Annotated in this window: 9 protein-coding genes; 3 read left to right on the forward strand and 6 right to left on the reverse strand. The window is 33.7% G+C overall.

The features are described 5' to 3' along the window. Positions 1 to 5 precede the first annotated feature (5 nt). The 6 genes from pyrR to ACSVH7_RS04800 form a co-directional block, all read right to left on the reverse strand. The gene (gene pyrR, locus ACSVH7_RS04775) at positions 6 to 551 is read right to left on the reverse strand and encodes a bifunctional pyr operon transcriptional regulator/uracil phosphoribosyltransferase PyrR (RefSeq protein WP_438065929.1); all 546 of its coding nucleotides are present in this window, start codon (positions 549 to 551) and stop codon (positions 6 to 8) included. Positions 552 to 715: 164 nt separating this feature from the next. Further along, a complete protein-coding gene (locus tag ACSVH7_RS04780; protein ID WP_438065550.1) occupies positions 716 to 2,335 on the reverse strand; it encodes an ABC-F family ATP-binding cassette domain-containing protein in 1,620 nt (539 codons plus the stop codon). Positions 2,336 to 2,574: 239 nt separating this feature from the next. Further along, positions 2,575 to 4,647, reverse strand: coding sequence for a beta-N-acetylhexosaminidase (locus ACSVH7_RS04785; protein ID WP_438065551.1), 2,073 nt, complete (start codon positions 4,645 to 4,647; stop codon positions 2,575 to 2,577). Between the two features lie 98 nt (positions 4,648 to 4,745). Next, positions 4,746 to 6,683 carry a glucosamine-6-phosphate deaminase gene (nagB, locus tag ACSVH7_RS04790; protein WP_438065552.1) on the reverse strand — a complete coding sequence of 646 codons (1,938 nt, stop codon included), beginning with the start codon at positions 6,681 to 6,683 and terminating at the stop codon, positions 4,746 to 4,748. Positions 6,684 to 7,101: 418 nt separating this feature from the next. Further along, positions 7,102 to 8,682, reverse strand: a complete 1,581-nt coding sequence (locus ACSVH7_RS04795) for a RagB/SusD family nutrient uptake outer membrane protein (RefSeq protein ID WP_438065553.1) — start codon at positions 8,680 to 8,682, stop codon at positions 7,102 to 7,104. 12 nt (positions 8,683 to 8,694) lie between these two features. Then, a complete protein-coding gene (locus ACSVH7_RS04800; RefSeq protein ID WP_438065554.1) occupies positions 8,695 to 11,724 on the reverse strand; it encodes a SusC/RagA family TonB-linked outer membrane protein in 3,030 nt (1,009 codons plus the stop codon). 291 nt (positions 11,725 to 12,015) lie between these two features. On the opposite strand from ACSVH7_RS04800, the gene ACSVH7_RS04805 reads away from it, so the two are divergent. The 3 genes from ACSVH7_RS04805 to ACSVH7_RS04815 all read left to right on the forward strand — a co-directional run bounded on the left by ACSVH7_RS04805 (position 12,016) and on the right by ACSVH7_RS04815 (position 15,299). Further along, positions 12,016 to 13,038 (forward strand): sensor histidine kinase, encoded by a 1,023-nt coding sequence (locus ACSVH7_RS04805; RefSeq protein WP_438065555.1) that lies wholly within the window; start codon positions 12,016 to 12,018, stop codon positions 13,036 to 13,038. Beyond that, the gene (locus ACSVH7_RS04810; RefSeq protein ID WP_438065556.1) at positions 13,028 to 13,735 is read left to right on the forward strand and encodes a LytR/AlgR family response regulator transcription factor; all 708 of its coding nucleotides are present in this window, start codon (positions 13,028 to 13,030) and stop codon (positions 13,733 to 13,735) included. Before ACSVH7_RS04805 ends, ACSVH7_RS04810 begins: the two co-directional genes overlap by 11 nt. A gap of 304 nt (positions 13,736 to 14,039) precedes the next feature. Further along, complete coding sequence (locus ACSVH7_RS04815; protein ID WP_438065557.1) at positions 14,040 to 15,299, forward strand: MFS transporter; 1,260 nt, start codon at positions 14,040 to 14,042, stop codon at positions 15,297 to 15,299. The last annotated feature ends 44 nt before the right edge of the window (positions 15,300 to 15,343 follow it).

Consider the following 15,343-nt stretch of genomic DNA (forward strand, 5'->3'; position numbering starts at 1 on the left):
TATACTTATTGATTATTATTGATTAAAAAAACACCATCTTCACCTCCTTGTTCTGACCAACTTACCACTACTTTCTCGTCATTAATGGCATCGACTTGTCGTCCGCGATAATCAGGCTGAATAGGTAAATCTCTACTGAATCTTCTGTCGATTAGCGTTAAAAGCTCAATGCCAGAGGGGCGACCAAAAGACTGGATTGCGGTCAGAGCCGCTCTGATACTTCTGCCTGTATAGAGTACATCGTCTATAAAAATTACTTTTTTATTTTCGACCAAAAAATCGATTTGTGTAATATTAGCTTCTAAGGGTTTATCAGTTCTTCTAAAATCATCTCTAAAAAAAGTGATATCTAAAAACCCTATTTTTATATCGGACACACGGTAGTCGTTTTCTAAAATACTTTTCAAACGTTTCGCTAAAAAAGTACCTCTCGGCTGAATTCCAATTAAGATGGTTTCAGAAAAATCAAGATGTTTTTCAATTAATTGACAAGCCAAACGATTTAGGATGATATTGACTTCTTTGGAAGTGAGCAATACTTTTTGATTCATGGTGTAATTTTGTTTGGTGCACAAATATACAAATTTCAATGCAGCAATATAACTTGGGATTAAAGTGATTTCAACTTTTTTCAATTGGTGACAAAATTTATTTTTGCATCAAAACAAGTAAGGAATATAAAAAAACCTCTCTTTCGAAAGGTTTTTTTTTGTTTTTATTTAGTATACATTTTAACTCTTAACTCCTGAATTTTATCATCATCCAAATATTCATCAAAGGTCATGTAACGATCAATAGCTCCATTTGGCGTTAATTCCACTACTCTATTTCCAACAGTTTGAGCAAACTCGTGGTCATGAGTGGTAAAAATAACAGAGCCTTTAAAGTTTTTTAATGAATTATTAAAGGCCGTAATTGACTCCAAATCAAGGTGGTTGGTAGGCTCGTCTAACATCAAAATATTAGCTCTTTCCATCATCATTCGAGACAACATACAACGTACTTTCTCTCCTCCAGATAAAACTCTACTTGTTTTTAAAGCTTCTTCACCGGAAAAAATCATTTTTCCAAGAAATCCTCTAATAAACACTTCATCGCGTTCTTCTTCTGTTTTTGCATATTGACGCAACCAATCTACAAGTGTATAATCATTTTCAAAAAAAGAATGATTGTCTCCAGGTAAATACGCTTGATTTGTTGTAACTCCCCAATCAAATTTTCCTGAATCTGCAACTTGATTGCCATTTAAAATTTCATAAAAAGCAGTTGTTGCACGAGAATCTTTTGAAAAAAGTACAATTTTATCTCCTTTTGCCATATTCAAATCTACGCCTTTAAACAAAAGCTCTCCATCCACAGAAGCACTCAAATCTTGTACATTTAAAATCTGATCACCTGCTTCACGATCTTGATCAAAAATAATAGCTGGATAACGACGGCTAGAAGGTTTGATTTCAGAAATATTCAATTTCGAAATCATTTTTTTACGAGAAGTCGCTTGTTTAGATTTTGCAACGTTGGCACTAAAACGACGGATAAACTCTTCCAATTCTTGTTTCTTCTCTTCGGCTTTTTTGTTTTGTTGTGCACGTTGTTTCGCAGCTAATTGGCTAGATTCATACCAAAACGTATAATTTCCTGAATAATGGTTGATTTTACTAAAATCAATATCAGAAATATGAGTACAAACCGCATCTAAAAAGTGTCTGTCGTGAGAAACCACAATCACTGTGTTTTCATAATTGGCCAAGAAATTTTCTAACCAAGCGATGGTTTCAAAATCCAAGTCGTTGGTAGGCTCATCCATAATCAACAAGTCAGGATTTCCGAATAAAGCTTGTGCCAAAAGGACACGTACTTTCATTTTCCCTTCCAAGTCGGCCATCAAAGTATAATGATTATCTTCTGTAATACCTAGATTTGACAACATAGCAGCCGCATCAGAATCGGCATTCCATCCGTTCATTTCTTCAAATTGCACTTGCAATTCTCCAATTCTGTCTGCGTTTTTATCATTGTAATCTAAATAAAGCTCGTCCATTTCTTTTTTGACAGCATACAACACTTTATTTCCCATCATCACTGTTTCCAATACCGTATGTTCATCAAACATGTTGTGATTTTGGTTCAGCACTGACATTCTTTTTCCTGGTTCTAAATGAATATGCCCAGAAGTTGGATCCATTTCACCAGAAATTATTTTTAAAAAGGTGGATTTTCCAGCGCCATTGGCTCCAATAACTCCATAAACATTTCCATGAGTAAAGGTAGTGTTTACTTCGTCGAATAAAATTCGCTTGCCAAATTGAACTGATAAATTATTAACTGTTAACATGAATCGTAGTTTTTAAAAATTTTTGCAAAAGTACAAAATTAGCTTTGTTATCGCTTTAAATAGCCTTTTATCTTTTGCTAAACCTATAAAAAAAAGAGGAAATCTAATGAAATCCTCTTTTTAAAATTAATCTCTAATAAAAACAATAACCAAATTGAAAAGAAATTAACACTAATCAATAATTAATAGTAACATAAAAAACCTCTTATTAACTAAACCCTATTAATTGTTGAACCAAACTAAAATTCTACTATTTTTTTTAAACCTGTAACAACCGCTAATTCAACATCAGCATGTTTTTTAGATTTACATTTTTCGAGTAACTCTATTGCTAAAGTAGCTTTGTACTCCGATTTTTTTTGTAATTTCAAGAGCAATTGTTCTGATAATTCACTTAGACTTTTTGACAACGGCAAGAGTGGCTGTACTAATGGAGCATTCTTACTGATTCCCTCTAAATCTTTTTGATTTTGAACCCATTTATTAAAAAACAATACTAAACCCTCTTCAGCTGTAACCGATTTGTTTTTCAGATATTCCTCAACCAATTGGTTGAATTGCAAAGCATCCTCAGCATCGGGTGTGCAAGCATCGGCAAACAAAGACAAAGGAGAATACACTTGATATTCTATCCCTCCTGCATTTCGAGAATAAATTTTTAAGGGTTCACAAACTGCCGAGAATGTTTGCAAAGCGGCTGTGTCCTGATAATTGCTAATATTTCGCAATAGCACTTCTTTGTTTCGAATGTGGGTGATGCCTAATTCTTCCAATCGAGTAGCAACCACTTTCATTCTTTTTCGCATGCTATTTAAATCCGTTACAGTAGCATCAGACCAAAATCGTTCTGCAATAGCTGCTGTTCTTGGCCAAATTCTGGAATCGATAGTTTGTGGAGTAACTAATTCAGTCCACATAGTGGCTTCACCTCCTAAAATTCTGGCTTGCTCTTCAGGTAACAAGACGGTATTTTTGGGCATAGGATCTACAAGATAATGATCTTCAACTCCTTGCATCAAATCAACATAATAACCATTTGACAAAACTGTTTTATAGCCATTTTTAACAGCATTTACTAGTGAAGCTCCTGCTGCAACGCCTTCATTAGGCCCTTTCCAAGAATGAATAATAGCCTCCTTGGACATATTTTTCGTCATGATTTCTTCCCAACCCATCAATTCTTTTTGATGCTTTTTTAACATCGGAATTAACTGCATGGTGAAATACGTCTGCAATTCATGATTATTGGCCAACTTATGCTTTTTCATGAATTCCTGTATCTTAGGATTTGCATCCCAGTCTTTGCCTTCATTTTCATCACCTCCAATGTGAAAATATTTGCCAGAAAACAAGGGACAAACTTCATCAAAAATCTCACCTAACAACTGGTAGGTTCTTGGATTAGAAGGATCTAAGGTAGGTGTGAAAATACCTGCATTTCTCTCTAACGAATAAGTTACTAAACCTGATGCTTTCTGTGTAGTTTCAGAAGACCCTTTGTTTATTGTCACAACTTTACTTCCTATTTCTGGAAAAGCAGTCAAAATTGCGGAAGCATGACCTGGTACATCTATTTCAGGTACCACAAGAATACCTCTATCAGCAGCATATTTTACAATACCTTTAATTTCTTCTTGCGTATAAAAAAGGCCATCAGAAGCTTTATCTGTAAGCACTTTATGCTTTTTCATTTCAATTCTCCAGCCTTGATCATCTACTAAATGCCAATGAAAAACATTCATTTTCATTGCTGCCATTGCATCTAAATTTCTTTTTATCACATCAACAGGTTGAAAATGTCTTGCAGCATCAACCATTATTCCACGCCATGTAAAACGAGGCATATCGGTGATGGTTACGTTAGGGAAATAAAAAGAAGTAGCATTATTTTGAAGCAATTGCAAAAGCGTTTCCAATGCATGTATCGCACCTAAATCAGAGGAAGCATGGATTGAAATTACATTCGATTGTATCGTCAATTGATAACTTTCATCTTCGTACAAGCCAATTTTTCCAGCTTTTACGCAATTAATTTGCAACTGTGCCTCAGGAAATTCATTAGTTGATGTCACAAAACCTTGTTTAAAAAACAATCCTGTTCTCCCATCTAATCGTCTTAAAAAATTAGAAGCAGCTACAAAAATTCTAGAATTAGGTTGCCCAGTAACATTTACTTTAAAAAAAGCATTCAATGCAAAATTTCCAGACTTGAATTCAATTTTTTGTGGCCAAGGCATTAAATTTAAAGACTCTTGGCTTACTTGAGCAGTCGAAGCTAATGTTACAAAAAACAGTACAAAAAGGTATTTCATAAGTGGTTTTGGTATATAAAATCTTCCATCAGGTGGTTAATCCTAATGTTAAGAAGAACCATTCGGCCGAATAAAACAACCGAATGGATTTCTAATTCTTAATAATCAAATCGTTTGAAGGCTTCGATAGCTTCATATTCAGCTAAGCCTAACTCGTCATATAATTTGGCGGTATTTTTATTTCTATCTTCGGCACGTACCCAGAATTCTCTAGAGTCGTTTCCTTGAAACATCACACGATCCTTTTGAGATTGGTGGAATAAAATCGCTTGTCGTTTCAACAATACTTCGTCTGGACTTAAGGGCACTGCCATGTCAATTTCGTGTAAATCCCATTCGTGCCATGCGCCTCGGTACAACCACAACCAACATTCTTTCATGTAAGGTTTGGCTTTTAATTGTTTCATCGCTGCAAAAATGGCATTCAAACACACCTCATGAGTTCCGTGTGGATCCGCTAAATCTCCGGCTGCAAAAACTTGATGCGGTTTAATTTTAGCGATGATATCCGCAACAATTTCAATATCTTCTGTTCCTAGAGGGTTTTTCTTTACTTGACCTGTTTCGTAAAAAGGCAAGTCTAAAAAGTGTACATTCTCATCTTTCAATCCGATGTAACGCACTGCAGCATACGATTCTCTTCTTCTAATTAATCCTTTTAATTTTCTAACCTCTAGAGAATCTATTTGATTATCATTCTTGTTTTTCAAGAAATCAATGACCGCTTGGAAGTTAATTTTACTGCTATCTTCCCCTACAAAATCATTACATACTTCTGCAAATTTTAAGGCCTCATCATCGGTCACTGCAATATTTCCAGAGGTTTGATATACCACATGCACCTCATGGCCTTGTTTGATTAATTTGGCAAAAGTACCTCCCATTGAGATCACATCATCATCTGGATGTGGACTGAATAAAATCACTCGTTTCTTTGCAGGATTCGCTCGCTCAGGACGATTGGCGTCATCTGCATTAGGTTTTCCTCCAGGCCAACCTGTAATGGTATGTTGCAACACATTGAACATATTGATGTTCAAATCATAGGAAGAGCCTTCTTGTGCTAACAAGTCAGACATTCCATTGTTGTTGTAATCTCTATCGGTAAGTTTTAAAATAGATTGATTGGTTTTTTCACACAACCAAACAATAGCTTTACTTTTTAGTTCTTGCGTCCAAATGCACTCACTTACTAACCATGGTGTTTCAAAACGGGTTAGAGATGATGCAGCTGATTGATCTAAAACAAAAGTTGCGTTAGGATGATTTTGCAAAAAGGTAGCCGGTACTTCTGAACTAATGTCACCTTGAATGGTTCTTTTGATGATATCGGCTTTATTTTGACCCCAAGCCATCAAAACGATTCGTTTAGAACGCATAATGGTAGAAACTCCCATTGTAATGGCGCGTTTGGGTACATTATTAATTCCATTAAAATCAGAAGAAGCATCTACTCTAGTAATATGATCCAAAGTAATAATTCGAGTACCTGAATTGATATGTGAACCCGGCTCATTGAACCCTACGTGACCGGTACGGCCAATTCCTAACAATTGAAAATCAAGTCCACCTGCTTTTTTAATGTTCATTTCATAATCAATACAGTACTGATTCAATTCTTCAATTGCTACCGTTCCATCAGGAATGTTTACATTATCAGGGTGAATGTCTATATGATTAAATAAATGCTGATGCATAAAATAGTGATAGCTCTGCTTGCTTTCTTTATTCATTGGATAATATTCATCCAAATTGAAGGTGATCACATTTTTAAAACTCAAGCCTTCTTCTTTGTGCATGCGAACCAATTCTTCATATACTTTTATTGGTGAAGAGCCTGTAGCTAGTCCTAAAACACAGTTTTCGTTCTTTTCTTGTTTCGAGCGAATCAATGACGCTATTTCTTCGGCTACTATTTTGGAAGCTTCCGCTGAATTTTTAAAAATCTCATTGTGGATTTTCTCAAATCGCGTTTCTTCGAATTTTCCTGCACTTTTGTAGCTAATATCCGGTTTTATCTCTAAAGTGTTTTTCATTGTATTTTTTATTTTAAATTTTTTATTTTTTTGAAAAAACCATAACAAATTCAACAGAGAGTTATCATTTTTTATAACAATTTTTACTTACAATTTTTAAATATCTGTGCTATTTAAAAAGGGAAGATTTGCTAATTACATATCAAATGTAAGCGTATTAATTGTAGCAAAAAAATAAAAAAAACAAACGGTAAGAGTTCATATACCAACGACAATAATTAATCAATAACAAGCTTTTTTAACCTAAATGCTAATCTTTAGCCCTCGTATTTTAACTAATTTAGTAGTGTTTTTATATTTTAAATCTAAAGAAATTGAGTAGCGTTACCCAACTTAATTTTTAAGAAGAATTCAGTAATTGAATAAAATGGAATAAGTAATTTTTCAGGTTACTTATTCCATTTAGTACTATCAAATATTAAAAGTTAGCACCTGTAGTATCCCACCACAATCTTGTACCTCCAGTATCAGGGCCACCGAGTTTACTAACACCAGTAGCAACACCACCAGCGTTACCATCTTTTTCAGATTGCACAAAGTTTATTCTTCTTGGGCCAAATTCAGTGGTAATTTTACCTCCACTTAAATTTTTCACAACTTTGAATAACTTTGGATATCCAGTTCTTCGATATTCTGACCAAGCTTCTTGTCCTTCAGGGAAATTTGCAATCCACTTTTGAGTAATAATCTTTTGCAATTTCACTTCATTAGCTGCAGCAGCATCCCAAGCCACAGTTACATTGTTAACCGCAACTCCATTATTAGCAGCATCTTTCACATCAACAAAATTTTTGGCTGTTTTAACATTGTCAGCTACATAAGCATCTGCACCACCAACACCATGTTGTTCAAAAGAGGCTTTGATTCCAGATTCATAAAGACTTTGAGCGGTACCACCCATTGCCCAACCTCTTAAAGCGCCTTCAGCACGCAAAAAGTAAATTTCTGCGGTACTCATCAATACTTTTTCGTTACCAGCAACTACACCACCGATTTCTGACATACCTGTACGATCAGATTTGGCAACGATATCAATTCCATTTCTAATACCGCGATATTGCCCAGGAAAATCAGTAGATTCTGAAAAATACTTAGCCAAACGAGGATCATTGTATCCGCCCATAATAGATTCCATATCCGCAGACATACGAATATCTCCCCATGATGATGAAATAGTTTTTATTGGATCTATAAAAGTAGAAGCATATCTAATTTTTGCGATATCATCTTTTACGGTTAAAACACCAATTTTGTGTGCAATTGCTTTCTCTGCTTCAGATTTTGCCAAAGTTGGATTTACTTTAACAATACGTGTCGCTAAACGCAAACGCAAAGAGTTAGCAAATTTTACCCATTTAGTGTAATTCCCTTCATAAGCAGTCAAATCTGTAGTTGCAAAAACGGTTTTCTCATTAGCATCAACACGCTTAGTCAGTTCTGTTACAGCAAAGTCTAATTCCTTAAACATCGCTTTATACACTTCCTCTTGAGAATCATAAGCAATAAGTGGATCTGTTGTTCCAAATTTTGAATACACGATAGGACCAAATGTATCGGTCATACGTTGCATCGCTTGCACCTTAAGAACAAGAGAAATCGCATACACCTGATCTAAAGAACCTTTAGTAAGTTGTTGCACTTTATAAAGATTGGCCATCACATCGGTATAACCTAAATTCCATACGAAACCATTCCATCCATCTACCAAATCATAAGTCGCATTATTACTTCCTCCTCTAAAACCTGTAGGAGTAGCCATATAACCTGACCATAAATCAGCATTTAAGTTTTGTTGCAATTGATATTTCCAATGCAAAGTATTGAAAACGCCATTAAAAGCTGACTGAAAAGGAGATTTTATGTGGTTAAAATCCTGAGTCAATTGCTCATTTGTTAATCCGTATGGATTTTCATTGATAGACTTAAAGTCATCCGTACACCCTATTGCCAAGAATAGAGACGCACATATAGCTGTTGATTTTATTTTATTTAACATCATTGTAAACACGAATTAGAAAGTTACATTTAAATTTAGACCGATACTTCTTGTAGAAGGCATACCAAATACATCTACTCCCTGTAAACCATTTCCTGTACTCAATGAAATGTTTGGATCAAAAGGTGCATTTTTGTAGAAAAACAATAAGTTTCTACCAACAACTGACAAGCTAGCTGCTTTCAAATATTTATTTTCGCTTAGTTTAAAAGTGTACCCTAATGATAATTCTCTTAAACTAATATTAGTAGCATCATAAATATATTCTCCTGTAGCACCTGCTCTACCTCCAACTTGAGTATAATAACTATCTGCTGGATATTTACCAGTGTAAGCACTTCCATTTGGATACACAGCGTTGATAGCCACTCCTCCAGCATTACGAGCATCACCTGTAGCTTTAGACACACCAAATTCGTCATTGATAGCCTGAGTTAAACTCATTACATCACCACCAAAACGTCCATCAATGGTAAAGTTCAAGAAATAATTACCCAATTTGAATGAATTTTGAAAACCAATCATGAAATCAGGATTAGCGTTTCCTACTTTTTCTAATCCAGTTTTTTGGATAGTTCCATCAGCATTTAATAGTACTCTACCTTGAGCGTCACGTTTTAAATTCACCCCTTCGATAATACCAAATGGTTGATTGTTATAAAGCGCATATCTGTAATTGTTAACTCCTGCAGGAGTTAACACAACAACTCCTCCTAAATTATCAGGCAAATTTGTTACTTTATTTCTGTTCAAAGAGTAATTCACATTAGCATCCCATTCAAAAGTATCAGATTTGATAACTTTTGCAAATAATACCGCTTCAATACCTGAGTTTTTAATTACTCCTGAATTAAAGATATAATTTTGATATCCTTCAGGGTTAGTAGCTGGAGCAGGTACAGAAAGTAATTGATTTTTAGTAGTGTTATTATAATATGTTAATTCTAACCCAATTCTATTTTCTAAAAATCTCCATTCTGTTCCAATTTCAAATGAATTTTGACGCTCTGCTTTTAATTTTGTTCCTGCCTGAGGGCCAAAAGTTGGAGCTATATTAGTTGGATTTGTAGCCGTATATAAGTTCATTGGATTCGAAACAAAGTTAGGAATATCATTTCCAACCGCTGCAACAGAAGCTCTAACTTTAGCAAAAGAAACATAAGAAGGAAACTCTACAATTTCAGATAACAAAGTCGTAACACCTAAAGAAGGATAAACAGCTGGTTGCTCAGCATTTACTAACGAAGATGACCAATCTTTACGTGCAGTTACATCGGCATATAAATAATCACGGAATCCAATTGTTGCAGCTGCAAAAAGAGATTGAGTCTGTTTTCTTTCCCCATAGTTTTGGAAAATACCTTGGGTATCATTAAAATTATGTAAAGTAAACCAATTGGCTATTTTTAATCCAGCAGGATTGGAATCCAAAACTTGCTCATCATTTAAAAAACGATCCGTTATACTAGCTCCAATATTGGCATTGAATGAAAAATCATCATTTATTTTGGTATTGATAGTAGCAATCAAGTCACCATATTTTTGAGTGCTTGCATTGTTAATCAATATATATCTTCCATTAGGATGTGATAATGTTCCTTCAGTTGTAGCATAAATGAATTTCTCAAATTTGCTATCAATTTTGTCATAGTTAAAACGAGAACCAATGCTTAACCATTTGTTTGCTTTGTAATTTACTCCTAAAGCACCATTAAAATAGTGATTCGAGTCTTCCGATTTATTTCTGTTCAATCCCCAATAAGGATTTTGCCAAATATCTCTACTTCCCACCCAATTTTGAACCATCATATTTCTAACAGGGTCAAAAACTTCAAAGTTGTTTTTATAATTGTTAAAATCAGCACCTCTTGGCATTAAATACACCCCTGTAAGAGGGTTAAAGTACAAACCACTAGTTGGACGGTTTGTGATTTCTTGAGTAACATAATTAACATTAGCATTAACAACTAATTTGTCATCTAATAATTTAAAAGTTTGTTTTAAACCAAAATTGTGTTTTCTCAAACTGTTTGTTGGAATAATACCATTAGAAGTAGTATTCGCATAAGATAAATAGGAAGATGATTTTTTTGAAGCCGTTCCAATATTCAAAGCAGAAATTTGTGTAGATCCAGTTCTAAAAAAATCTTTAACATGATCTTTGCTACCACTTTTAGCTCCCCAAGATTCATTAGCTCCTGGTTTAGCTATATAATCTGTTTGAAATTTTGGCAAATAAGCCGCAGACTCAAAAGTAGTATTAGATGAAGCTCTTACAAACGAAGTATCCTCTTTAATCTTTTTAGAAGTCAATATAATTACCCCTCTAGCTCCTTGTGAACCATAAAGAGCAGCAGCTGAAGCTCCTTTTAAAATTGTCATTCCTTCATAATCTTCAGGATTAATCAACGAAGCCACATCTCCACCATCTCTGTTCCCCCCTTGAGTACTTCCAAAAGAATCATTAGGTTGGCTTGATGAAGTATTCAACATCGGGATACCATCAATTACATAAAGAGGCTGATTATTCAATACCGATGAATTTCCTCGAATGGTAACTTTCGTAGAACCTCCAGTACCACCAGCACTTTTAACTACATTCACCCCTGCAATTTTACCTGCAATAGTATTAACAATGTTAGCATCTTTTGCACGTGTTAACTCTTCCCCTTTTAATTCTTGAGCGGCATAAGTTAGCGACTTTCTAGTTTTCTTAATCCCTAAAGAAGTTACCACTACTTCGGTCAATGCCGTTGTGGATTCGCTTTTTAAGATTACTTTAATTACTTCTTCATCTCCTACAGTTACGGATTTTGACTCATATCCGATGTAAGAGAAAACTAATGTTTTACCTTTGTTTACTTTTAATGCAAAACTACCATCAAAATCAGTGGAGGTACCATTTGATTCTCCCTGTACTTTTACATTGGCAGATGGTATTGGTGCACCACCGCCGTCAACTACCGTTCCTTTGATTGCTTTTACTTGTGCAAGTGTCAATTGCGAAGTAAAAATAATCATAACGATTACTAAAATTTGTTTCATTTTCATAAATGTATTTGTTAGTTATGGTGTAAATCTATTCTTAAGGTTTTGTTAAAAAAAATAAATTATACAAACAGTTGCTTTTTTTAAACCAACAACATTATTCATTCAATAATATGCTAAACGAAAACGTTTTCTTACCTAAACATTCACATAAAAAAACAATATCTATTACTTTTTACCAACCAAAACCAATTTTTAAGGACAAAATGAGTATTGTTGCATAATGAATTTTAAAAAAAATAATACGATCTAATCATAATGAATCGCATAAAGACATTAACTTTTGAAATGAAAATCAAAAATCACTTTTGGTTTTGGGGAATTTACTTTGTTTTAAATTTTTTGAGATGGGGGGCTTATTTTAATGACTATGAATATTCTTTCAAGTCTAATGTCATTGAATTTGCGTTACATATTCCGTTGGTATATTTCAACTTATTCCTATTAGTGCCTAGATACGTTTTAAAATCAAAGTATTGGCATTACACTTTATCGTTAATTCTGTCTTTGGGAGTCATTTATATCCTCAAAACGGGGCTCACTTATTTTCTTATCTCAAAAAACATTTGGCCCGAAGCCAATCGCGATTACGAAGCTTTTGAAATTAACCATATTATTGCGGTGTGCATTGGCGAATTGTATGTCTTAGCCATGGCATCATCGGTTTACCTGACGCTTACTTGGCTCAAAGAAAGAGAGAGAAATAGAATTCTTGAGGAAAATCAATTTAAAATAAAACTTAAGTATTTAAAAACTCAAATTCAACCTCATTTTTTCTTCAATACATTGAATAATCTATATGCACTTTCCCTTGAGTCTTCAGACAAAGTACCCAATGTAATCATAAAATTATCCCAATTAATGGAGTACGTTTTGTATGATGTTGAAGGCACAAAATACGTCTCTCTAATCAAAGAGTTAGATTATATTCAAAATTATATTGAAATTGAAAAATTGCGTTTTAACAATGTAGAAGTCGGTATTCATCTGGAAAACAACATAGAAAATATCTTTGTTCCTCCCTTGCTTTTAATCAATTTAATTGAAAATGCCTTCAAACACGGTGGCGCTAATAATAACGATTTAAAAATTAAAATAAATATCAAAATCACCCCTGAAAAGGTACTTGAGTTTGAAATAATAAATAATTTTGTATTTTCACAAAATGAAAATTCAAAAAAAGGAATTGGACTTACCAACACCCGAGAACGATTAGAATTACTATTTAATAACGATTTTCAATTAAACTATCAAATCAAGTTTAATTTTTACATAATTCGTTTACAAATCCCAATAAGCAATGAAAATTAAGTGTGTATTGATTGATGATGAACCATTGGCTGTTAAAGTTATACAAAATTACTTTCAAAATTTCCCAGAATTCGAGATTGTTAACACTTTTTCAAATTCCATTGAAGCTTTAGATTTCTTAAATAACAATACCATAGACGCCCTTTTTTTAGACATCAACATGCCGTTAATGTCTGGTTTCGAATTGATTAATTTGTATCACAATAAAAAAAATACCAAAATCATTATTACCTCAGCATTTCGAGAGTTTGCAGCAGAAAGTTATGATTTAGATGTATTAGATTATTTAGTTAAACCCATTCCGCTTCCAAGGTTTATCAAATGTCTTAATAAAATTACTGCAGAATTTCAACAAAAAAACAATTTAAAACAAGAAAACCACCGCGTTGAGCCCCATATTTTCATCAAAGTAGATAAAAAAATGGTCAAAATAAACATTGAAGAAATTCTTTTTGTAGAAGGTATGAAAGAGTATATTAAGGTAGTAACTTCTGAAAAAACCTATATTACTCACAAATCACTTTCTTCTTTAACCGAGGAACTACCCGAAGATCGCTTTATGCGAATCCACAAATCCTACACAATTGCTATAGATAAGGTAAAAACCATCGAAGGTAACCGAATTCAGATTTCCTCTTATACTATTCCTATTGGAAGAAATTTCAGCAAAGAAGTAAAAAACAGAATCCTTGAATAATGTTGTTTTCAAACATTTAACATTTCTATTAATAAAAAAAATAATTTGACTTCAAAAGCACAAAAGATTGATTGACTTCCTTTAGACTTATCCGATTGACTCCTCAATTTAACACTTATCACGTTTGATGTTTTTTTTTTAGATATACTAACAAAAAGTTAAAAAAATACATCTTGTTGAAGAAAAGCGACAGTTCATATAAAAAAATGTAAAAAAAGTCCAAAAAATTTTTTTTTCGAAAACGTATGAGATATATTTACGGCTAGTACAATATTGCATTATAAATTAAAAATTTAAAAAAACTATGTCTAAAAATAACAATTATTTGCTGCCTATTGCTATGATGTTCTTTTTGTTTTTCATCATTTCATTTGTAACTGGACTTCAAAACCCAATGGGAAACATCCTAAAAGTTCAATTTACTTTAAGCAATTTCGAATCACAACTAGCCAATATGGCGGTATTTCTAGCCTACCTCTTTATGGGAATACCTGCTGGTAAAATGATCGAAAAAATGGGTTACAAAAAATCAGCATTAATCTCTCTAGTTATTGGTTTTACAGGAGTTTTAATCTTATTTTTAGCTGGTAAAATTGAATCATTTAACTTTTATTTATTTGGAGCATTTGTTTCTGGATTCTCAATGTGTATTTTGAATGCTGTAGTTAACCCTATGTTGTCAATACTTGGCGACGAGAAAGGAGCCAATTCAAGACTTAATTTTGGAGGAGCATTAAACTCTTTAGGAGGAACTCTCGCTCCTATCTTAGGAGGTGTCGTAGTAGGCAATATTTTATCTCCAAAAATATCTGATGCTAATCCACTTTTATACATGGCTATGGGTATTTTTGCTTTAGTTTTCTTGGTATTATACAGCGTTCAAATCCCTGAGCCTGAAATTTCAGTAACTGAAAACGGAAATGAAAAAAATAGCCCGCTATCCTTTACCCATTTCAAAATGGGATTAATTGCCATTTTCTTATACGTAGGAGTAGAAGTTTCTATTTCTAACACCACCCTAAATTACTTAATAAACGATTTAAAGTTTGACAAAGGTGTCGCTGGTTCAATTGTTGGATCCTATTGGTTATTAATGTTAGTTGGTCGTTTATTCGGTGGTGTTTTAGGGAAAAAATATTCAAGCAAACAAATGTTGGTTACCGTTTCATCAGTAGCGCTATTTTTTGTAGTTGCCTCTATTTTGATAGGTACAGGTACTTCTGCTTATATGCCAGCTTTTTCCGGAGAGTCACTCTCGTTTAGCATGACACAAGTCCCCTTAAGCATTTTACTTTTGGTACTTTGCGGATTGTGTTTATCAGTAATGTGGCCTGGTATTTTTAATTTAGCCACTTCAGGCTTAGGAAAATATACCGCTCAAGGGTCAGGTTTTTTTATGACCATGGTTTTCGGTGGTGGAATTATCCCATTGGTTCAAGCTTATGCTGTAGATGTTACTGGAAGTTTCCCTTCAAGCTACTGGATTGTAGTGATAAGTCTTGCTTATATTTTATATTTTGCAGTATCCGGATGTAAAAACATTAACAAAGATATTCCAGTATAATTTTTAAACGTTAAGTATCAAAACTTCCCGTTTTTACTTCAAAA

It is taken from the genome of Flavobacterium sp. TSSA_36, assembly GCF_051547165.1.
In the GTDB taxonomy this organism is placed as follows: domain Bacteria; phylum Bacteroidota; class Bacteroidia; order Flavobacteriales; family Flavobacteriaceae; genus Flavobacterium.